At 71.7% G+C, this 20,655-nt stretch carries 18 protein-coding genes; 9 read left to right on the top strand and 9 right to left on the bottom strand.

Annotated features, from left to right (window positions below; genetic code table 11):
* Positions 1 to 117 precede the first annotated feature (117 nt).
* Both ABZ801_RS38540 and ABZ801_RS38535 read left to right on the top strand, forming a co-directional pair.
* Entirely contained in the window at positions 118 to 975 is an 858-nt protein-coding gene (locus ABZ801_RS38540) for an N-acetylmuramoyl-L-alanine amidase (RefSeq protein ID WP_360708100.1), read from the top strand.
* Positions 976 to 1,038: 63 nt separating this feature from the next.
* Positions 1,039 to 2,538 (top strand): methyltransferase, encoded by a 1,500-nt coding sequence (locus ABZ801_RS38535; protein WP_360708098.1) that lies wholly within the window; start codon positions 1,039 to 1,041, stop codon positions 2,536 to 2,538.
* Positions 2,539 to 2,563: 25 nt separating this feature from the next.
* On the opposite strand, the gene ABZ801_RS38530 is transcribed toward ABZ801_RS38535, so the two are convergent.
* The 3 genes from ABZ801_RS38530 to ABZ801_RS38520 form a co-directional block, all read right to left on the bottom strand.
* The gene (locus ABZ801_RS38530) at positions 2,564 to 3,832 is read right to left on the bottom strand and encodes a sodium:proton exchanger (RefSeq protein ID WP_360708095.1); all 1,269 of its coding nucleotides are present in this window, start codon (positions 3,830 to 3,832) and stop codon (positions 2,564 to 2,566) included.
* A gap of 94 nt (positions 3,833 to 3,926) precedes the next feature.
* A complete protein-coding gene (locus tag ABZ801_RS38525) occupies positions 3,927 to 5,000 on the bottom strand; it encodes a quinone-dependent dihydroorotate dehydrogenase (RefSeq protein ID WP_360708092.1) in 1,074 nt (357 codons plus the stop codon).
* A 61-nt stretch (positions 5,001 to 5,061) separates the two neighbouring features.
* Positions 5,062 to 6,162: a hypothetical protein gene (locus ABZ801_RS38520; RefSeq protein WP_360708091.1), complete on the bottom strand. Its 1,101-nt coding sequence runs from the start codon at positions 6,160 to 6,162 to the stop codon at positions 5,062 to 5,064.
* Between the two features lie 166 nt (positions 6,163 to 6,328).
* Here ABZ801_RS38520 and ABZ801_RS38515 point away from each other — a divergent pair, with 166 nt between their 5' ends.
* On the top strand, positions 6,329 to 7,312 hold the full coding sequence (locus ABZ801_RS38515) for an SCO0930 family lipoprotein (protein WP_360708088.1): 984 nt from the start codon (positions 6,329 to 6,331) through the stop codon (positions 7,310 to 7,312).
* 191 nt (positions 7,313 to 7,503) lie between these two features.
* On the opposite strand, the gene ABZ801_RS38510 is transcribed toward ABZ801_RS38515, so the two are convergent.
* Positions 7,504 to 7,944, bottom strand: coding sequence for a GNAT family N-acetyltransferase (locus ABZ801_RS38510; protein ID WP_360708085.1), 441 nt, complete (start codon positions 7,942 to 7,944; stop codon positions 7,504 to 7,506).
* A gap of 322 nt (positions 7,945 to 8,266) precedes the next feature.
* Between ABZ801_RS38510 and ABZ801_RS38505 the strand changes: the two genes are divergently transcribed.
* The 6 genes from ABZ801_RS38505 to ABZ801_RS38480 all read left to right on the top strand — a co-directional run bounded on the left by ABZ801_RS38505 (position 8,267) and on the right by ABZ801_RS38480 (position 15,275).
* Positions 8,267 to 8,986 (top strand): hypothetical protein, encoded by a 720-nt coding sequence (locus tag ABZ801_RS38505; protein ID WP_360708082.1) that lies wholly within the window; start codon positions 8,267 to 8,269, stop codon positions 8,984 to 8,986.
* Between the two features lie 612 nt (positions 8,987 to 9,598).
* Positions 9,599 to 10,864: an extracellular solute-binding protein gene (locus tag ABZ801_RS38500; RefSeq protein WP_360708079.1), complete on the top strand. Its 1,266-nt coding sequence runs from the start codon at positions 9,599 to 9,601 to the stop codon at positions 10,862 to 10,864.
* Between the two features lie 55 nt (positions 10,865 to 10,919).
* Positions 10,920 to 11,855 (top strand): sugar ABC transporter permease, encoded by a 936-nt coding sequence (locus ABZ801_RS38495; RefSeq protein ID WP_344953883.1) that lies wholly within the window; start codon positions 10,920 to 10,922, stop codon positions 11,853 to 11,855.
* Positions 11,855 to 12,685 carry a carbohydrate ABC transporter permease gene (locus ABZ801_RS38490; protein WP_360708076.1) on the top strand — a complete coding sequence of 277 codons (831 nt, stop codon included), beginning with the start codon at positions 11,855 to 11,857 and terminating at the stop codon, positions 12,683 to 12,685. The genes ABZ801_RS38495 and ABZ801_RS38490 overlap by 1 nt, the downstream gene beginning before the upstream one ends.
* Positions 12,686 to 12,712: 27 nt before the next feature.
* Positions 12,713 to 14,017, top strand: a complete 1,305-nt coding sequence (locus tag ABZ801_RS38485; protein ID WP_344953878.1) for an ABC transporter ATP-binding protein — start codon at positions 12,713 to 12,715, stop codon at positions 14,015 to 14,017.
* A gap of 7 nt (positions 14,018 to 14,024) precedes the next feature.
* Positions 14,025 to 15,275 carry a DUF4032 domain-containing protein gene (locus tag ABZ801_RS38480; protein WP_360708073.1) on the top strand — a complete coding sequence of 417 codons (1,251 nt, stop codon included), beginning with the start codon at positions 14,025 to 14,027 and terminating at the stop codon, positions 15,273 to 15,275.
* Positions 15,276 to 15,365: 90 nt separating this feature from the next.
* Here the strand turns inward: ABZ801_RS38480 and ABZ801_RS38475 are convergent, their stop codons facing one another.
* The 5 genes from ABZ801_RS38475 to ABZ801_RS38455 all read right to left on the bottom strand — a co-directional run bounded on the left by ABZ801_RS38475 (position 15,366) and on the right by ABZ801_RS38455 (position 20,646).
* Entirely contained in the window at positions 15,366 to 16,442 is a 1,077-nt protein-coding gene (locus ABZ801_RS38475) for an Ig-like domain-containing protein (protein ID WP_344953873.1), read from the bottom strand.
* 291 nt (positions 16,443 to 16,733) lie between these two features.
* Positions 16,734 to 17,924: a fumarylacetoacetase gene (gene fahA / locus ABZ801_RS38470; protein ID WP_360708070.1), complete on the bottom strand. Its 1,191-nt coding sequence runs from the start codon at positions 17,922 to 17,924 to the stop codon at positions 16,734 to 16,736.
* The gene (locus ABZ801_RS38465) at positions 17,921 to 18,754 is read right to left on the bottom strand and encodes a hypothetical protein (protein ID WP_360708067.1); all 834 of its coding nucleotides are present in this window, start codon (positions 18,752 to 18,754) and stop codon (positions 17,921 to 17,923) included. The genes fahA and ABZ801_RS38465 overlap by 4 nt, the downstream gene beginning before the upstream one ends.
* Positions 18,751 to 19,944 carry a cupin domain-containing protein gene (locus ABZ801_RS38460; RefSeq protein ID WP_360708065.1) on the bottom strand — a complete coding sequence of 398 codons (1,194 nt, stop codon included), beginning with the start codon at positions 19,942 to 19,944 and terminating at the stop codon, positions 18,751 to 18,753. Before ABZ801_RS38460 ends, ABZ801_RS38465 begins: the two co-directional genes overlap by 4 nt.
* 165 nt (positions 19,945 to 20,109) lie before the next feature.
* Positions 20,110 to 20,646 carry a MarR family transcriptional regulator gene (locus tag ABZ801_RS38455; RefSeq protein WP_360708062.1) on the bottom strand — a complete coding sequence of 179 codons (537 nt, stop codon included), beginning with the start codon at positions 20,644 to 20,646 and terminating at the stop codon, positions 20,110 to 20,112.
* Between the last annotated feature and the right edge of the window lie 9 nt (positions 20,647 to 20,655).

The following is a 20,655-nucleotide window of genomic DNA, read 5'->3' as shown; positions in this document are numbered from 1 at the left end:
GGGCCCGGCGGCCGGGGGGGGGGGGTTGGTGGGGCCCCCGCGGCCGCCGTTTGACGTACGGTCGTGTGCGTGCAGACTGGCAGGGTTGGTAACGAGCGCATCACGGGGAGACGGCCGTTGCTCATCCATCGACGCGCGTCCGCGGCCGCCGGCCTGGCGCTGTGCCTGGCCGCCCTGACCGCCTGCGGCGGGGACGGCGGGAGCGGCGGATCGTCCGCCCCGTCCGCCAGGGCGGGGCCCGCCCAGCCGCCCACCGCCGCCGGCGGCGGCGACGCGACCACGGGGGCGTCCAACGCCCGGCAGGACGACGACGCGACCCCGCTGCGCGGCAAGGTCGTGGTGATCGACCCCGGGCACAACGGCGGCAACGCGAAGAACCCGTCGAAGATCAACAAGCAGGTCGCGATCGGCAACGGTCACAAGGAGTGCGACACCACCGGTACCAGCACCAACGCCGGGTACGCCGAGCACGCGTTCACCTGGGACGTGTCGAACCGGCTGGCGAAGATCCTGCGGGCCGAGGGCGCCAAGGTCGTGCTGACCCGTCCCAATGACACCGGCGTGGGGCCGTGCATCACCGAACGCGCCGCCATCGGCAACCGCGCCGAGGCCGACGCCGCGCTGTCGGTCCACGCCGACGGCGCGCCGGCCTCCGGGCACGGGTTCCACGTGATCCAGCCGCTGTCGGTCAAGGGGCAGGGCGGTGGGATGGTGCCCGCGTCGCGGCGGCTGGGCCGGGCGATCCGGGACGCCTACCGCACCGGAACCGGCATCCCGTACTCCACCTACCGGGGCAAGGACGCCCTGGACTCGCGTGACGACCTCGGCGGGCTGAACCTGTCTAAGGTGCCCAAGGTGTTCATCGAGTGCGGCAACATGCGCAACAGCGGCGACGCGGCCAAGCTGAGCAGCGCCGCGTTCCGCCAGCGCATCGCCGAGGCCCTCGCCAAGGGCATCGACGACTACCTGACGTGACCTTCGCCGGGTCGCCCGGGTTTCCGAGGTGACGGACGCCCCGGACCGGGCAGGATTGGGCGGGTGTCCGATCAGCCTGCCGCTTCCCTGAGCCGTGTCCGCGCCGCCCTGCGGCGGGCGGACTACACCGTCGCCGCCGTCCGGGACCTGCTCGGCCCCGTCGCGGGCGGCGCCCTGGCACGTGACGAGATCGTGCCCGCGTTGCGCGCCACCGCCGGCGGGTCGCCGCTGGAGACGCTGGTCCGGCTGTTCTGGCTGCAGGTGCCGGTCGCCGGCGACTCCCCGATCGTGGACGATCTCGTCGCCGCCGGGCTGGCGGAGCGTTCCGGCGGCGAGGTCCGGGCGCTGCTGCGGGTGGAGCCCCTGGAGTCGGTGAGCGGCACGGGGCACGTCGGTCATGTCGTGTCGGACCTGAGGATCCGTCCGGGCGGCGGCGCGCGGCCGGCGCCGGACCATGTGGTGGGGACGGGCGGCGCGTCCGCCAGCCTGGCCCGTCTCGTTGTCCACAGGGCTGTGGACAACGCGCTGGATCTCGGCACCGGATGCGGCGTGCAGGCGCTGCACCTCGCCGACCCCGCCGTCCGCCCGGCGCCGCGCGCGATCACCGCGACGGACGTCAACCCGCGGGCGCTGCGGCTGGCCGCGATGAGCTTCGCGCTGTCGGGCCTGGACGGCGTGGACCTGCTGGAGGGCCCGCTGCTGGACCCCGTCCGGGGACGCCGGTTCGACCTGGTCGTGTCCAACCCGCCGTTCGTGATCGCGCCGGAGGCCGGGCCCCGGTTCACCTACCGCGAGTCGGGGCTGCCGGGGGACGAGTTCTGCCGCCGCCTGGTCACCGAGGTCCCCGGCGTGCTGACCGAGGACGGACGCTGCCAGCTGCTCGCCAACTGGCTGCACGTCGACGGCACGCCCTGGGAGGAGCGGGTCGGCGCGTGGGTGGAGGCGTCCGGCTGCGACGCGTGGGTCGTGCAGCGCGACGTCCAGGACCCGGCCGAGTACGCGGAGCTGTGGCTGCGCGACTCCTGCGAGGCGGGCACCCCCGAGTACCGCGCGCGCTACGACGCCTGGCTCGACCACTTCGAACGGCAGCGGGTCACGGGCATCGGGTTCGGCTGGATCACGCTGCGCAACGCGCGACGGGACCAGCCGGTCGTGCGCGTGGAGGAGCTGCGGCACGCGGTCCAGGAGCCCGTGGGCGGCTACGTGGACGGCATCCTGGACGGTCTCGCCGCCGCCCGAGAGTTTTCCACAGCCTGTGGACAGGAGGCGGCGCTGCTGCGCACGGCCCTCGGCGTCGTCCAGGAGCAGATCGGCCCGCCCGGCGCCGAGGACCCGGAACGGATCGTCCTGCGGCAGACCGGCCGGCTGCGGCGCGCCGCGGGCGTCGGCACGGTGGAGGCGGGCCTGGCGGGCGTCTGCGACGGCACGCTGCCGCTCGGCCCGCTGCTGGCCGCGATCGCCCAGCTCACCGGCCTGGACGCGGCGCAGGTGCGGGCGCACGCCGCCGCCGTCCTGCCGGAGCTGATCGCCGACGGCTTCTTCGAGGTCGTCCCGCCCGGCTGACCGCGTCTCAGCGGGTGGGGGAGACTCAGCGGGTGGGGGAGACTCCGCGAGTGGGGGAGACGACGGCGGCGCGCAGGCACTCGCCGAGGTCGCGGTGCCGCGCGATCAGCAGCGAGAACCCGATGGCCAGGTAGATCCCCGCCAGCACGAGGCGGATCTGCGTGCCGGGGAACGCGAACTGCACGGCGAACAGCACGAACAGCAGCGCCGCCTCGATCCGCAGGAAGGACAGGTTGACCAGCATGGCCACGCCCAGCACGGTCTGCGCGGCGGTCAGCAGCACCTCCTCGATCTGCCGGGCGTCCAGCGGCAGCGACCAGGCGCCGCCGCCCGCCCGGTAGGCCAGCGGCAGCGTGCCGATCAGCAGCGTCCACTGGTTGACCTTGCTGGACAGCAGGATGCCGATGGCGTCGCCGTCGCGCAGCCGCCAGGCGAACACCGTCGCGACGATCAGCTCGGGCGCCTCCGAGGCCAGCGGCGCCAGCCACTGCACCAGCAGGAACCGGTCGATGCCGAGCACGGTGCCGGTGTCGACCAGGGCGTTGGCGAACGGCTCGGCGGCGCAGACCACCACCAGCGCGCCGAACGCGAAGCCGAGCCAGGTGGTCTGGCGGCGCCGCAGCCGGGGCAGCATCGCCAGCCGCGCGGGCACGCCGATCAGGTCGTCGACGCCCTCGGCGGCGCCGCGTCCGATCCCCGTCATGTAGGCGACGTAGACCGCGATCAGCAGCACCGTCACGTACCAGCCGATCTCGCCGGTCAGCGTGGGGATGAACGCGATCAGCGCCGCGATGGCCAGGAAGCCCAGCTCGACCCGGTGGCGTTCGCCCAGCCGCACGTCGCGCCGCTGCGGCGGCGGCTGGATCCGGCCGATGCGGTGCCGTCCGGGTCGGCGGCGCCGCACGGCCAGGACGAACGCCAGCGACACCAGCGGCCAGCCCACCCCGACCAGCAGCCGGTTCGCGCCCGTCATGTTGGCGGCGGCGTACGCGGTGTACTCGGGACGGCTGCCCGCCGCGTACGCGAAGTACAGGTCGACCGCGTACTCGGGCAGCACCGCGATCAGCGCCAGCAGCGCCAGCGCGAGCGCGCCCGACATGTCGACCCGCGCCGTCTCGGCGGCCCACAGCAGCAGCACCGCGGCGCTCACCACCCCGGCACCGAACAAGATCATGCTGGCCACGGGCGGCGGGTGGACGCCCGTCAGCCGCAGCACCACCGCGGGCAGCGCGATGACCACGGCGACGGCGATCCGCACCGCAACGGTGTCCCGCGAGAGCGTCCCCACCGACATACCTGCACGGTGCCGCCCAACGGGTCACCACAAGGCCAGCCCGCCGCCCGGGTATGGCAAAAGGCCCGCGCGAGCCGGACTCGGGCCGCCCTGTTCAGCGGGACGCGGCGTCGCGGAGGGTGGCGAACGCGCTGCCGCGCAGCCGCCGCGACAGCGACCGGTGCACGCGGTACGCCCACAGCGGCCCGCCGTAGATCATGCCGGTGTAGCCCTGGACGAGCGTGGCGCCCGCGCGGATCCGCTCCCACACGTCGTCGGCGTTCTCCACGCCGCCGACCGACACGAGCGTCAGCCGCCCGTCCGTGCGCGCCCGCAGCCGCCGCAGCACTTCCAGCGAGCGCGCCTTGAGCGGGGCGCCCGACAGGCCGCCGGTCTCCTTGGTCAGCTCGGCGGGGCTGCCCAGGCCGTCGCGTCCGATGGTGGTGTTGGTGGCGATGACGCCGTCCAACCCCAGGTCGAGGGCGAGGTCGGCGACGGCGTCGACGTCCTCGTCCGCCAGGTCCGGTGCGATCTTCACCAGCAGCGGGACGCGCCGTCCGGCGGTGCGGTCGGCGGCCTCGCGCACCGCCGTCAGCAGCGGCCGCAGGTGCTCCACCGCCTGCAGGTCGCGCAGGCCGGGCGTGTTCGGCGAGCTGACGTTGACGACCATGTAGTCGGCGTACGGGGCGAGCCGTTCGGCGCTGGCCACGTAGTCGGCGACGGCCTCGTGCTCGGGGACGACCTTGGTCTTGCCGATGTTGACCCCGACGATCGTGCCGGGCCGCCGCCGGCGCAGCCGCCGCGCGGCCGCCGCCGATCCGGCGTTGTTGAAGCCCATCCGGTTGATGATCGCCCGGTCGGCGGGCAGCCGGAACAGCCGGGGCCGCGGGTTGCCGGGCTGCGGCCGTCCCGTCACCGTGCCGATCTCGACGTGGCCGAAGCCGAACGCGCCGAGCGCCTCGTACGCCACCGCGTCCTTGTCGAATCCGGCGGCCAGCCCGAGCGGCCCGGGGAACTCCAGCCCGAACGCCCGGACGGTCAGCGCGGGATCGCGCGGGGCCAGGACACGCCGCAGCGCCGGCGCCGCGCCGGGCACCGCCTGGATGGCGCGCAGCGCCCGCAGGGTCAGATCGTGGACGGTCTCCGCCGGAACACGGCTGACGACCAGTGAGAACAGCAGTCGATACATCGTGTGGCCGATTCTTCCAGCCGGTGCCCGTCCCCGCTCCGGCCGGGTACCGCCGGGGCGGTCAGGCCCCGCGGAAGGCGCGGCGGATCGACAGGCGGACGTCGCGTCCGGCCTGCCGAACGGGGGACAGCACGTTGCGTCCCACCCAGCGGGCGGGCTCCTGGACGGTGACCCGCCAGGTCGCGGCGACCGCAGTGCCGATGGGCCGCAGGACGTTGCGTCCCACCCAGCGGCACGGCGCCACGACCAGGGTCCGCCACAGCCAGCGCAGGCCGCGCCCGGCCAGGCGCCAGCTCGCGGCGACGCCGAGCCACACCGGCCGCAGCGCGTACTCCCAGATCGCCCGGCCGGGCATGACGACGAAGACGCGTCCCAGCCAGGCGAGACCGCGCCCGGTGGCCCGCCACGCCCGCACCAGCGCCGTGCCCGTGTAGCGCAGCAGCCACGCGAGCCCGGCGAGCGGGGGCCGCAGGAGGTATCGCCACAGCAGGACGGCGGGCATCACGATGACCGCGTTGACGAGCCAGACCAGCGCGCGGCCGGTGGCCCGCCACGCCCACAGCAGCGCCGTGCCCGTGTAGCGCAGCAGCCACGCCAGGCCGGCGAGCGGGGGCCGGAGCAGGTATCGCCATAGCAGGACGGCGGGCATCACGATGACCGCGTTGACGAGCCAGACCAGCGCATGGGCGAGGGCGCGCAGGGGCCAGACCACGAGACGTTCCAGCAGCCACACCAGAGCGCGCCCGGCCGGTGTCAGCAGCGCGGCGTAGATCCACAGCGCGGGCCGCACCACCAGGAACACGAACAGCAGGCCCAGCGGACGCAGCACCGCCGCGTACAGCGCCCGCCCGATCGCCGCCAGCAGCCACCCGAGCCCCCGGAACAGCCCCGCGAACGCCCGTCCCAGGCCGCGGCCGGCGAGCAGCACGCCGTCATACAGCAGCCGGAACGGCAGCACCACGACCAGCGCGACGATCCGCGCCGGGACGACGATCCACGCCGGGCCGGTCGGCTGGGGCCGCTCGCGCGGCGGTGCAGGTGCTGGGGACGAGGCCGGGGACGGCTTGACCAGGCTCGGCGCGGGTGCGGCGGTCGGATCCGATGCGCGGGTCTGCCGGTCGTACCGGTCGTATGGCCGCTCGGGTGGTCCGGCCGTGGTCAACGCTTCACCTCACATCTGGGGGGTTCCGATATCCCACCCGCTTAATGCGACGTATGTGAACGTCATTCTGTTCGTTCGTCCGTGCCGGTGCCAGTGAGGGATGTCCCACGTTGAACCGGGTCGGGGCGGTCCGCGTACTGCTCGCCGGGAGAACGGAGGACCAGACATGCACATCCCCCGCTGGGCGACCCCCGCCGCGGCCGTCGCGGCGTCCGGGGTGCTCCTCACGGGCTGCGGCAAGGTGCCCGCCGGGCAGCAGGCGAACGCGGGCGTCGGCGCCACGCAGGCCGCCCCCGACCCGGCGCGGCAGGACCCCTCGGCCGAGCCGTCCCCGACCGTCACGCCGCCCGTGCTGCAGGCCGCCGGCGTGAGCCGTCTCGGCAAGGTCGTGACGGACGGCGAGGGACGCACGCTGTACCGGTTCGACAGGGACACTGCCCGGCCGCCCGCCTCCACCTGCATGGACTCGTGCGCCAAGACCTGGCCGCCGGTTCAGGCGACCCAGGGCGCCGTCCAGGTCGACGGCGTCGACCAGAGGCTGGTGGGCAAGGTCAAACGGCCCGACGGCTCCTGGCAGGTCACGCTCGGCGGCTGGCCGCTGTACCGGTACGCCAAGGACGAGAGTCCCGGCGAGGTCAAGGGACAGGGCGTCGGCGGGGCCTGGTTCGCGGCGGCGCCCGACGGCAAGAAGGCCGCGGGCGGGCAGCGGGAACGGCAGCAGGACGGCGGAGACGGCGGAGACGACGGTGGCCGGGACCGCTGGGCGGGCTGGACGGTGGTCAACGTCCGGAAGGACCCGCGGCTCGGCATGATCGTGACCGACGGCCAGGGCCGCGTGATGTACCGCTTCGACAAGGACCGGCCCAAGGTCACCAACTGCTTCGGCCAGTGCAAGAAGGCCTGGCCGGTGGTGAAGTTCACCAACTGGAAGAAGCTCAAGGTGGAGGGCGTCGACCGGAGCCGGATCGGCTTCATCGAGCGCAAGGACGACGGCTCCTGCCAGCTCACGATCAACGGCTGGCCCATGTACTACTTCGCCAAGGACGAGAAGCCGGGCGACACCAAGGGCCAGGGCGTCCAGAACGTCTGGTGGGTCGTCTCACCCCAGGGCGCCAAGATCACCAAGGGGGCGGGCGGCTCGGGTTACTGAGCTACGAGGACGCATCCCCACGGCGACGACGCGGCCGACCCGGGCCGCACCCGAGACGGAAGGCGTGGAGAAGCCAAGGGTCGGTCGGGGCCCAAGGCGTCTCCACGCCTTCCCCCATTCCACCGCTGCCAGGCGGTTCAGGGCCTTGCCTGGTCCGGAGCCGGCTCCGTGACCCGTTGCGTGATGGCCGGTCACCCGCCAAGTGGGTAGTCGTAGCGGATGAACCCGTGGAAGCGCGCCACCTTGTCGTACAGAGCGCGGGCGGGGACGTTGTCCTGCTTGGTCGTCCAGTACAGGCGGGCGGCGCCCCGTTTCCGCGCTTCCTCGGCAACGTGCTCGATCAGGGCCCGTGCGGCGCCGTGACCGCGCGCCGACTCGTCGACGAACAGGTCCTGGAGGTAGCAGGAGTCGGCCGACCAGAAGGTGACGTGGAACAGATAGTGCGCGATGCCGACCAGCCGCCCGTTCGAGCGGGCACCGATGCCGTGCAACTCCGCGCCGCTCTGCAGCCGCTGCCAGGTCTCCTCGTACCCTGTGTCGGGCACGACGGTGCGGTAGAACGCCTTGTAGCCGCGCGCCAGAACTTCCCAGGCGGCGCGGTCCTCGGGACGCAGCGGGCCAATGTCGATCACAGCCGCCCATCCTCGCACACAAGCTCCCGAACCAATCCATGATGCACGGGACAGGGCCTGGCAGGGCCGATCCGCTCGGCTTCAGGCGGGCCTCCGAGGGCGACAACGCGATTGGCATGAGTGGCGCGTTTCAGGCTGCCATGTGGCGGTCGGCCACGAAGCCGTACGCGTCCCATCGGCACGCCGGAAAGCAGTGCGGTATATAGCATTTCTTTCGCGGTGAGTCAACAGACTCGCTTTACATTTTTGCCATTCCCGTGCCAAACTGGCGACGTCGACCCTTGTTTTCGCAAAGGGCGTCACTACCGCTGTGGGGAATGGCATGTCGCTGACTCCGACGACACCGCCGCTGCGGGCGGTGAACCCCCAAGGACCGGCCGAGGCCGACGCGGGCGGCGAGCCTCGGCTGGTGTCCCGCCTGGTGTTGGCGGTCGACGTGCAGGGTTACAGCTCCCGTCACGCGTTCGACCAGCTCGAAGCCCAGGTGGGCCTGTGCGCGGCGCTGGAGGAGGCGGCCGCGGCCACCCGCCTGGACCGAACCGACTGGTACTTGCAGCGCGCCGGTGACGGCGAGCTCGCCGTGCTCCCCGACGGCATCGACCTCGCCCACGTGGTCGGCGCCTTTCCCCTGGCCCTGGAGCGATCCCTCGGCGAGGTGAACGGCGGGCGCGGGAGGGGCCGCCGGCTGCGCGTGCGGATGGCGATGCACCACGGCACGCTGGTGCTCGGCCCGCAGGCGTCGTTCGGCCCGGCGGGGGACGCCCCGGTCGTGGCCAGCCGCCTGCTGGACGCCCGGGCGCTGCGCCGCCTGCTCGACGAGCGGCCCGACCGGGACCTCGCCCTGGCGGTGTCCGATCTGGTCTACCGCGATGTGGTGAGCACGGGCTTCTGCGCACTGCCTCCGCACTGTTTCCGTCCCATCCGGATGACCGTGAAGAAAATCAGCTACCAGGGCTACGTTTTCCACCCGGAAGCGGAGATTAATTCGTCCGGTGGGCGCCCGCCGGGAAAGGCGATCGCCTTTCCCGGCGCCGTCCGCTGATGATCACGTGAATGCCCGATAAATCCATGCGCCCGGCCTTGTCGGAACACCGAATCCCAGGCCGGTGAATCCCGCGGCTGGGACGGTCCCGGGCGCGACACGCCCGGCGGCGGGGCGCGGGCGGCGGCGGCCCGCCCCGGCGCGGCCGGGTGCCCCGATCCGCCCTGCCGGTGGGCGCTACGGCGGCTGACACCTGGCGAAGTGCCATCTGGCGTCGTGCGTTGTGGCATCGCGGGTTGTTTATGTATGTTCTACAAGCCGTCAGCCCGGTGGACGGCCGAGCCGCCTTCCGGGCGGGCCAGGTGTGGCCATCTATCTGCCGGGTGTGTGTTCTATCGCACAGTCGGGTGATTTATCGAACTTGGAGGGTAGTCAGCAGTCGCTTTTGCATCGGTACGGATACGGATCTCGACATTCCGTAGTCGCCGGTGCTTGAGTGGAGATCCAGTCCCGCCGCGACGGGCCCGCCGAAGTGTCCGGAACGCGGGGGACCCGTCGGGAGGTTCCGTGAGCGAAGGGGCGAGGGACGAGCGCGGTGACCAGGGTGAACGTGCCCGCAATGGTCCAGGAGGACGAACCCGGCCAAGGGCGCCCGGGCGGACACTGCGGGGCGTGGTCGCCGCCGCGCTGCTCGCCGGCGGGCTGGCCGCCTGCGGAGGCGACGGTGGAACGCCGACGCTCCACTGGTACATCAATCCCGACAACGGCGGGCAGGCCCGGCTGGCCGAGGCGTGCACGAAGGCGGCCGCCGGCCGTTACCGCATCGTCACGTCCATCCTGCCGAACGACGCGACGCAGCAGCGCGAGCAGCTGATCCGGCGGCTGGCCGCCAAGGACGACCAGCTCGACATCATGAGCCTGGACCCGGTGTTCGTCGCCGAGGCCGCCAACGCCGGATTCCTGCGCCCGTTCGGCTCCGCCGAGGCGCAGCGGTTCACCCAGGGCGTGTTCCCGGCCGCCGTGCAGAGCTCCACCTGGAAGGGCCGGCTGTACGCGGCGCCGTTCTGGGCCAACACGCAGATCCTCTGGTACCGCAAGTCGGCCGCGCAGAAGGCGGGCGTCGACCCGACCTCCCCGGGCTTCACCTGGGACCAGATGATCGACGCGGCGGTCCGCTCGAACCTCACGGTCGGCGCGCAGGGCAACAAGTACGAGGGCTACATGGTGTGGGTCAACGCCCTCGTCGCGTCCGCCGGCGGCCGCATCATCAGCGCGGCCGAGCGCGGCAACGACGCGTCCATCGACATCGACTCCCCGGCCGGGCGCGAGGCGGCTCGGATCATCCAGAAGCTGGCCCGGTCCAAGGCGGCGAGCCCGTCGCTGTCCACCGACATCGAGGAGCAGGCGCGGTCGATGCTCAACGGGCCGCGCGGCGGGTTCATGGTGAACTGGGGCTACATCTGGCGCGCCGAGAACGACGACGCCAAGAACGGTGTCATCGACAAGAACATCCCGGGCGACCTGGGCTGGGCGCCCTACCCGCGGGTGACGGCGAACCAGCCGAGCAGGCCGCCGTTCGGCGGCATCGAGCTGGGCATCGGCGCGTTCGGCAAGTACAAGGACACCCACGCCGTCGACGCGGTCCGGTGCATCACCACGCCCGAGAACATGAAGAAGTACATGCTCGACTCGGGGAACCCGGCGGCCCGTCCCGAGGTGTACGACGATCCCGAGATCAAGCGCGAGTTCCCGATGGCCACGCTGATCCGCGACTCGATCACCGCGGCGGCGCCCCGGCCGATCACCCCGTACTACACCGACGTGTCCGCGGCGGTGCAGAGCAGGTGGCACCCGCCCGCGTCGGTGAACCCGCAGACCACACCGCGCCGCTCCGCCGAGTTCATCCGCGCGGTGCTGCGCGACGAGGCGCTGCTGTGACGGGGGGTCGTGCTGTGAGGAGACGGGAGGCCCCCGCTGTGCCAGGAGGTGCGTCATGACCGCCCAGGTGGAGACGGCGCCGGCCGCCGGACCGGCCGGACGCGCGGAGATCTCCGACCGGGCCCGGGCCGAACGCCGGCTGGGCCTGCTGCTGTCGGCGCCGGCGGTGGTCGTCATGCTGCTGGTGACCGGGTACCCGCTGCTGAACGCGCTGTACCTGTCGCTGTTCAACTACCGGCTCACCGCCCCGCAGGACCGCGAGTTCGTCGGCCTGCGCAACTACGCCACCGCGCTGTCGGACGGACTGTTCTGGCAGGACGTGTTCACCACGTTCCTGATCACCGTGATCACCGTGGGCGTCGAGCTGGTGCTCGGGTTCGGGCTGGCGATGGTGATGCACCGGGCGATCTTCGCGCGGCGCACCGTGCGCACCGCGATCCTGGTGCCGTACGGGATCGTCACGGTGATCTCGGCGTTCGCCTGGCGGTACGCCTTCGACCTGCAGTCCGGCTTCGTCAACTCCTGGTTCGGGCTCGGCGACTTCGCCTGGTTCTCCGACCGGTGGGCGGCGCTGTTCGTGATCTGCCTGTCGGAGATCTGGAAGACGACGCCGTTCATCTCGCTGCTGCTGCTCGCCGGGCTGGCGCAGGTGTCGCGCGACCTGGACGAGGCGGCCACGGTGGACGGCGCGACCGTCTGGCAGCGGCTGCGCCGGGTCACGATCCCGAACATGAAGGCGGCGATCCTGGTGGCGGTGCTGTTCCGCACGCTGGACGCCTGGCGGATCTTCGACAACCCGTTCGTCATGACGCGCGGCCAGGAGCAGACCGCCACGCTGTCGTTCCTGACCTACGACCAGACCATCACGCGCACCGCGATCGGCATGGGCAACGCGGTCGGGGTGCTGCTGTTCCTGTCCGTGGTGCTGATCGCGGCGGTGTTCATCCGCGGCTTCCGGGTGGACCTGTCCCAGGTGAGAGGTGATCGTTGATGGAGACGGGGCGTTCCAAAGCGCTGTGGATCGTCGCGTCGCTGCTGATCCTGGTGTGGACGATCTTCCCGATCCTGTGGATCGTGATGCTGTCGTTCAAGCAGCCCGGGGAGATCGGCAACGTCCAGGGGTTCCTCCCCCAGGACTGGACGCTGGAGAACTACCGGACGGTGTTCTCCACCAGCCTGTTCACCTCCGCGCTGATCAACTCGATCGGGATCTCGCTGATCGCCACGTTCGTCGGGGTGGTGTTCGCGACGCTGGTGGCCTACGCGATCGCCCGGCTGGAGTTCCCGGGCAAGCGGCTGATCCTTTCGTTCGCGCTGGCCATCGCGATGTTCCCGGTGGTGTCGCTGGTCGGGCCGCTGTTCGACCTGTGGCGTGACCTCGGGCTGTACGACACCTGGCCGGGGCTGATCATCCCCTACATCTCGTTCGCGCTGCCGCTGGCGATCTGGACGCTGTCGGCGTTCTTCCGCGAGATCCCCTGGGAGATGGAGCAGGCCGCGCAGGTGGACGGGGCCACGACCTGGCAGGCGTTCCGCAAGGTGATCGTGCCGCTGGCGGCGCCGGGGGTGTTCACCGCGGCGATCCTGACGTTCTTCTTCTGCTGGAACGACTTCGTCTTCGGCATCTCGCTCACCTCCACCGACCGGGCCCGGCCGGTGCCGGCGGCGCTGGCGTTCTTCACCGGTCAGTCGCAGTTCGAGCAGCCCACCACGGCGATCTGCGCCGCGGCCGTGGTGGTGACGATCCCGGTCGTGGTGATCGTGCTGCTGTTCCAGCGGCGGATCGTCGCGGGGCTGACGTCCGGCGCGGTCAAGGGCTGACAGGGCTGACACGAGGAGGGTTGCGCCATGGCCGAGATCACGATGAAGAACATCGTCAAGAGGTACGGCGACGGTTATCCGGCCGTCAACGACGTCAGCCTGGACATCAAGGACGGCGAGTTCATGATCCTCGTCGGCCCGTCGGGCTGCGGCAAGTCCACGCTGCTGCGCATGATCGTGGGCCTGGAGGACATCACCTCCGGCGAGCTGCGCATCGGCGGCAAGGTCGTCAACAGGGTCGCGCCGCGCGAGCGGAACCTGTCGATGGTGTTCCAGAACTACGCGCTCTACCCGCACCTGACGGTGTTCGAGAACATCGCCTTCCCGTTGCGGCTGGCCAAGACGCCCGACGACGAGGTGCGGCGGCGCGTCAACGAGACCGCCGAGCTGCTGGAGCTGACCGACCACCTGGAGCGCAAGCCCGCGAACCTGTCGGGCGGTCAGCGGCAGCGGGTGGCGATGGGCCGCGCGATCGTCCGCGAGGCCAACGCGTTCCTGTTCGACGAGCCGCTGTCCAACCTGGACGCCAAGCTGCGCGGGCAGATGCGCACCGAGATCTCCCGGCTGCAGCGGCGCCTCGGCGTGACGACCGTGTACGTCACGCACGACCAGACCGAGGCGATGACGCTGGGCGACCGGGTGGCGGTGCTGCGCAAGGGCGTGCTGCAGCAGGTGGGCAGCCCGCGCGAGCTGTACGAGCAGCCGTCCAACCTGTTCGTGGCCGGGTTCATCGGGTCGCCGTCGATGAACTTCCTGCCCGCCACCGTGGACGGCACCGTCCTGGACACCCCGCTCGGCCGCTTCGACGTGGGCGACCGGCGCAAGGTCGAGGCGGTCGGGGACCGCAGTCTGGTGCTGGTGGGCATCCGTCCCGAGCACTTCGAGGACGCCTCGCTCGTCGGCGACGAGCGGCGCGAGCGCGGCTCCGTGCTGCGGGTGCACGTGGACGTCACCGAGTGGCTGGGCAACGAGCTGTACGCCTACATCCCCTACGAGGCGCCCGCCGACGTGGCCGCGCAGCTGCGCGAGCTGTCGCAGGAGCTCGACAGCGACCAGATGCGCACCCAGGCGGTCGTCGCGCTCGACGCGTCCAGCCTGATCAGCCCGGGGGACGAGGCCGAGCTGTGGATCGACACCTCGCGCATCCACCTGTTCGACCCGGCGACGGGCGAGAACCTCACCCGTGACGAGGAGCGCGTGGCGGCGCTGGGACGGCTGGCCGACAAGGAGCGCGAGGCGCAGCGGCGGGTCCAGCGGGGCACGCCGTCCGAGTCCGGCGGCACGGCCGCGTCCGGGGCCGAGAGCGACGGGGCCGAGGCCGCGGCCGGGTAGGCGGCGGATGAGGTTCGTCTTCAAACCGCCGGCCGAGGCGGCGAGCGGGCTGCTCAGCCTGCCGTGGCACCGGCCGCTGGGGCAGTGGCGCGAGGAGCGCCTGGTGGAGATCCGCCACCGCGGCCTGTCCCGGCACACGGTGCGGTTCGTCGCCGAGGCCGGCGGTGTCTACGCGCTCAAGGAGCTGGACGAGCGGCTCGCCCGCCGCGAGTACCGGCTGCTGCGGCGGCTGCGCGAGCTGGGCATCCCGGCCGTCGAGGTGACCGGCATCGTGGTGGATCGCCCGGACGGGCAGGACGCGGTCCTGGTGACGCGGTTCCTGGACTACGCCAGCTCGTACCGGGCGCTGTTCGCCAACCCGCGCGGCGGCCACCACCCCACCGACCGGCTGCTGGACGCCCTGGTCGAGCTGCTGGTCCGGCTGCACCTGGCGGGCTTCATGTGGGGCGACTGCTCGCTGTCCAACACGCTGTTCCGGCTGGACGCGGGCGCGTTCTCCGCCTACCTGGTGGACGCCGAGACCGCCGAGCTGCATCCGTCGCTGTCGGAGGGGCAGCGCACCTACGACGTGGAGCTGGCCCGCGAGCGCATCGCCGGGGAGCTGTTCGACCTGCACGCCGCCGGGCTGCTGCCGCCGGAGCTGGACCCGGTGGCGGTGGCCGACGACACCGTCCGCCGGTACACCGCGCTGTGGGACGAGCTGACCCGCGAGGAGGTCATCGGCCCCGAGGAGCAGCGTTTCCGCATCGCCGACCGGCTGCGCCGCATCAACGAGCTGGGCTTCGACGTGGACGAGGTGGAGCTGGTCGACGCGGGCGAGACCGCCGACGGCAGGCCGGGCAACATGCTGCGGGTGCGCACGCTCGTCGCCGAGCCCGGCCACCACCGGCGGCTGCTGTTCGCCCGCACCGGCCTGAACGCCCAGGAGAACCAGGCCCGCCGCCTGCTCAACGACATCGCCGGTTACCGCGGCCACCTGGAACGCGAGTCGGGCCGTCCCGTGCCGGAGGCGGTGGCGGCCAGCAGGTGGCTGACCGAGGTGTACGACCCGGTGGTGCGCGCCGTCCCCGACGACCTGCGCGGCCGCCTGGACGAGGTCGAGCTGTTCCACGAGGTGCTGGAACACCGCTGGTTCCTGTCGGAGAAGCTGGGCCGCGACGTCGGCACGACCACCGCCGCCCGCGACTACTTCCGCAACGTCCTGCCGCACGTCCCGGACGAGATGACGATCAAGCCCGTCCTCCCGTCCGGTGACTAGGGGGCGTCGCGGGGGGCGTGGACCCGTGAACGCCGACGGACGCGGCACCGTCGCCGGTGACCGCGTCCGTCGGTGGGGCCGGGAGGGGGCTCAGTGCAGCGCGCTGCCCTTCTTCCAGGTCTCGAAGGGGAGCTGCCAGAACGACCAGCCGTTGTCGTACTGCAGCTTGCGCCGGGTGCCGGTGATGTTGACGATGTCACCGGGCTGCACGGTGCGGTAGAACCACTGGGCGTCGTCGGCGGGCTGGCGGACGCAGCCGTGGCTGCAGTTGGCGCGGCCCAGGCAGTACTCCTCGCCCGCCGTCTGGTGCAGGTACTCGCCGCTGTTGGAGATGCGGACCGCGTAGTTGATCAGCAGGTCGTAGTAGCCGGGGTCGCCCTTCTTACGGCCGGGCGCGATCATCCGGACCGGGTTGCCCTTCTCCATGGTCAGGTGCGTGCCGCTGGTGGTGGTGTACTCCAGCGTGGTGCCGTTGCCGCCGCTGACCGGGACCGAGCGCACCTTCTTGCCGTCCACCTTGACGACCATCCGGTGCTTTTTCATGTTGATGGTGGTGATGCGGGCGGCGCCGATCTTGAACGTGCGGTTGAGGTCCTTGGTGGCGTAGACGCCCTTGGCGACCCGAACCCCGGCCAGGTGCGCGTTCAGCTTCACCGTCTGGTGCGCGGGCCAGTACGTCTTGGTGCGGTAGATGACCTTCTGGTCGCCCATCCACCGCCAGGCGCCCTCGACCGGCTTCTCGGCGGTGACCTCCAGGGCCCGCTCGACCGCCTTCTTGTTGGCCACCGGACGGCTGAAGTCGACGATGATCGGCGTGCCGACGCCGTAGGTCTTGCCGCGGTTGCCCTCCAGGATCCAGTCCAGGGAGGCGGTCGCGGTCTGTGCGGCCGTGGGCCTGAGCGTGCGGAACGTGCTGGTGGCCTGCGAGACGGTGCCGATGGAGTTCTTGGCCGTGGACGTCACCGTGTAGTTGGTGCCGGGGCGCAGCGTCCACTTGGACCGCCACTCGGTGCGCTGGGCGTTGAAGGCGCCCTCCACCTGACTGCCGCCCGCCGTGACGCTGACCGACTGCAGCGTCCCGCCGGCCGCCTTCACCACCACGCCGCGGTCGGGGCGCGCCTTTTCGGAGCCCTGTGCCGGGGTGATCGTCACCTTGGCGGCGGGCACCTTGGTGTCCCCGCCCGCCGTGGTGGTCTCGTGGGTTTCGGAGGATGAACAGGCCGTCAGCCCCAGCGTTCCGACGAGCAGAACGATTCCGGCCGCCCAACGTCGATTAGCGATGCCGCGTGTGCGCAACTGTGCCACCCCAGGCCGTCCCCGACTTTTCCCGCCCTGCAGATAGGACAGGAGTGACCTCGAATGATAGGTCAAAAGTAGATGATGTTGGAAAAATACCGGTTGTTCAGACTGCGGGGACGGCCCGCGACATTACGATTTGGAATCAGTCGATCACGGCGGTCACTCGCTCCGGCGGCCGGACGCCGCCGGGAGGACGCGTCCGCGCACTTCACCGAACCCCACGACGGAACCGTCGGCACCGGGCGCGGTCGCGGAGATGGCGACCTCGTCGCCGTCCTCCAGGAAGGTGCGCTCCTCGCCGTTGACCCGCAGCGGCTCGCGGCCGCCCCAGGTCAGCTCGATGAACGCGCCGCGCTGCTCCTTTTGCGGGCCCGAGACGGTGCCGGAGGCGAACAGGTCGCCGGTGCGCGCACTGGCGCCGTTGATGGTCATGTGCGCCAGCATCTGCGCCGGTGACCAGTACATTTCCCGGTACGGCGGACGCGAGACGACCTGGCCGTTCCAGGTGACGGTCATCTCGATGTCCAGCCCCCACGGCTCCTTTTCCCGCAGGTAGGGCAGCGGCTCGGGCTGCTGCGGCGGGGTGGGGACGCGCGCGTTCTCCAGCGCGGCGAGCGGCACCACCCACGGCGACACCGACGTGGCGAAGCTCTTGCCCAGGAACGGCCCGAGCGGCACGTACTCCCACGCCTGGATGTCACGGGCCGACCAGTCGTTGACGAGCACCGCGCCGAAAACGTGCTCGGCGAACTCCTCGCACGCCACCGGGCTGCCGAGCGGCGAACCGACGCCGACGACGAATCCGAGTTCGGCCTCGATGTCGAGACGGCGGCTCGGCCCGAATTCGGGCGCGGCGTCGGCCGGGGCCTTGCGCTGCCCGCTGGGCCGGACGATGTCGGTGCCGGACACCACGACCGTCCCGGCGCGGCCGTGGTAGCCGACGGGAAGGTGCTTCCAGTTCGGCATGAGCGGCTCGGAATCCGGGCGGAACAACCGGCCCAGATTGGACGCGTGGTGCTCGGAGGCGTAGAAGTCGACGTAGTCCGCCACTTCGATCGGCAGATGCAGCCTGACCTGGGACGATTCATGAACTGCCGCGTCCGGTACGTCCCTTTGCGCCAGTTCGGCGATCCGTTCTCGTGTTTCCGCCCAGCGGCGCGGGCCCTGCGCCATGAACGCGTTGAGCGTGGGCCGGGCGAAAACGTCGTCGTCCAGCGCCACCGCCAGGTCGATCACCGAGTCACCGAGGCGCACCCCCACGCGGGGCTCGGTGCCGGGCGTGGAGAAAACGCCGTACGGGAGGTTGCCGACGCCGAAGGGCGAGCCGTCGGGAACGTCGATCCGGGTCATCGGACATCTCCTTCGGATTCCGCGAGGGCCGCCGGGAACAGCCCCAGCGTCACCAGGTCGGTCAGGGGATCGGCGATGCTGCACGTGCCGAACGACAGGAACCGGCTCCGGACGGCGGCGACCCGCGCCCCGTCCAGCCGCCTGACGCGGTCGGCGAGGACGGCGCCGTCGCGTTCGCCCAGCGTGCGCGCCAGTTCGCCTTCGGAACGCCCGTCGAGCGCGTCGTCGACCGCGAGCAGCACGTTGAGGAAGCCGTGCTGTTCGAAGCCCGTCTCCGGGTCGGTGTTGCGCACGGCGTGGTGCAGCCCGGCGGTGGCCTTGAACGGCACGTCCGCGTCCACCACCGCCTTGATCGCGGCGGCCAGCTCGCCTTCGTCCGGATACATCTCGGCCCGCACGCCGCCGGTGCGGAACTTGGCCTTCATGTCCGTGCCGGCCAGCCCGGCGACGATCTGCGCCCGCCGCTCGTCCCGCGGCACCTCCACGACCACGGTCGTGCCCTTCACCTGCCGCAACTCCGCGAAGAACACGTCCACCGGCATGCCCGCCGGCACCGCGACCTCCACGGACCGCACGCCTTCGGCCCCGGCGGCCTCGGCGGCCTGGCGCGGCCCCTCGGGCGCCGTCACGATCAGCGAGAGCGGATCTCCCGGCAGGGCGCGCAGGTCGTCCAGCATGGGCGCCGCGACGACGAACGAGCCGACCAGCTCGGCGTACCCGGCGCGCTTGTGCGCGCGGTGCGCGGGAACGGCGTCGGGCAGCGGCATCGACCCAGGGGGGAACACCGCCGCGTCATCGCACAGCCCTCGGGCGAAGGCGGGAACGGTCATCGCCGCCCTCCCGCCCAGCTCCACGCGTAGGCCGGGTCTTCGCAGGCCAGGCCGCCCTCACCCAGCTCCAGCGGCCGGAACGTGTCGACCATGACGGCCAGCTCGTCGAAGAACTCGACGCCGATGCCGCGTTCGTAGGCGCCGGGCTGCGGCCCGTGCGGGGTCCCGCCCGGGTGCACCGACACCGACCCCTGTGCGATGCCCGAGCCCTTGCGCGCCTCGTAGTCGCCGCCGCAGTAGAACATGACCTCGTCGGAGTCGACGTTCGAGTGGTAGTACGGCACCGGAATGGCCAGCGGGTGGTAGTCGACCTTGCGCGGGACGAAGTTGCACACCACGAACCCCGGCCCCTCGAACACCTGGTGCACGGGCGGCGGCTGGTGGACCCGTCCCGTGATCGGCTCGAAGTCGTTCACGTTGAACGTGAACGGGTAGAGGCAGCCGTCCCACCCCACCACGTCGAACGGGTGCCGCGCGTAGGTGAGCCTGGTGCCGACGACCCCGGCGGACGTCCGATGCTTGACCAGCACCTCCACGTCCGTCTCGTCGCGCTGGATCGGCTCCTCGGGGCCGTGCAGGTCGCGCTCACAGTACGGGGCGTGCTCCAGGAACTGCCCGAACCGCGACAGGTAGCGCTTGGGCGGTGCGACGTGCCCGTTGGCCTCGATGGCGTACGCGCGCAACGGCCCGTCGCCCTCGGGCAGCCACCGGTGCGTGGTCGACGTCGGGATGACGACGTAGTCGCCCTCTTCTGCACGCAGCGCGCCGAAGACCGTCTCCACGGTCGCCGTCCCCGACTCCACGTAGACGATCTCGTCGCCCAGCGCGTTGCGGTAGAGCGGCGAGGGCGCGGCCGCGACCACGTAGGAGATGCGCACGTCCCCGTTGCCCAGGATGAGCCTGCGGCCCGTGACGACGTCGGTCTCGCCCCACGTCTCCTTGGGGAACAGGTCGTGCAGCTTCAGATGCCGGGGCCTGAGCGGATGGTTGGGCGTCGTGGTCACGTCCGGGATCTCCCACGGCTGCGAATCCACGATCGCCGACGGGATCTCGCGGTGGTAGAGCAGCGAGGAGTCGGCCGAGAAGCCCTCCTCGCCCATCAGTTCCTCGAAGTAGAGCCGTCCGCCGCCGTCCCGATGCTGGGTGTGCCGCTTGGGCGGCACGTCGCCGACCCGCCGGTAGTACGCCATGCGTCCCTCCTCGCCGCCACCGGGGCAAAGTAGTTAACACATGTACTATCGCACCGCCCGCCGCCGTCCGCCACCCCCCCGGGAGGGGCGAACCGGACGTGCGTCCGTTGGAGCGCTCAGCCGGGCAGTCGAACCATCGGCCAGGCGACCGCGCCGGCCGGTGCGTCAGCTGCGTTCGCGCACGTCGAACCGCTGGCGACCCGCGATCAGCTTGTTCAACAGCATGATCAGGATGTGCTGCTCGGTGTCGGTCAGGGCGTCCGCCCACTCCTGCTCGCGGGCGTTCTGCGCGGCGAACACGTCCAGCATCGCCCGCTGCCCCTGCTCGGTCAGCGACAGCACCACCGTCCGGCCGTCCCGCTCGCCCGGCGACCGCACCAGCAGCCCGTCGGCCTCCAGCGACTTGGCCAGGTTGGACACCGCCGCCCTGGTCATCCCGGCCACGGCGGCGGCCCGTCCCGGCTCCAGCGGACCCGCCAGCCAGGTGACGAACAGCAGCCGGAACCCCGCCCACGACAGCCCGCGCGGCCGATGCACCGCCGCCTCCAGGTCGTAGGTGACGATCGCCGAGGCCCGGTTCAGCGTCAGCAACAGCCGCGTGGCCGTCCGGTGCCGGAACCCGAACTCCTCCGCCAGCCTCCGCTCGGCCAGCTCGACGAACGACCAGAAGTCCAGAGCGTCCGTCCCACCCTCACCCGCCATGCGCCCAGG

It is taken from the genome of Actinomadura sp. NPDC047616 (assembly GCF_040642915.1).
GTDB lineage: Bacteria > Actinomycetota > Actinomycetes > Streptosporangiales > Streptosporangiaceae > Spirillospora > Spirillospora miaoliensis.
The sequence above is the reverse complement of the archived record's forward strand: the minus strand, read 5'-3'. Positions and strand labels throughout refer to the sequence as shown.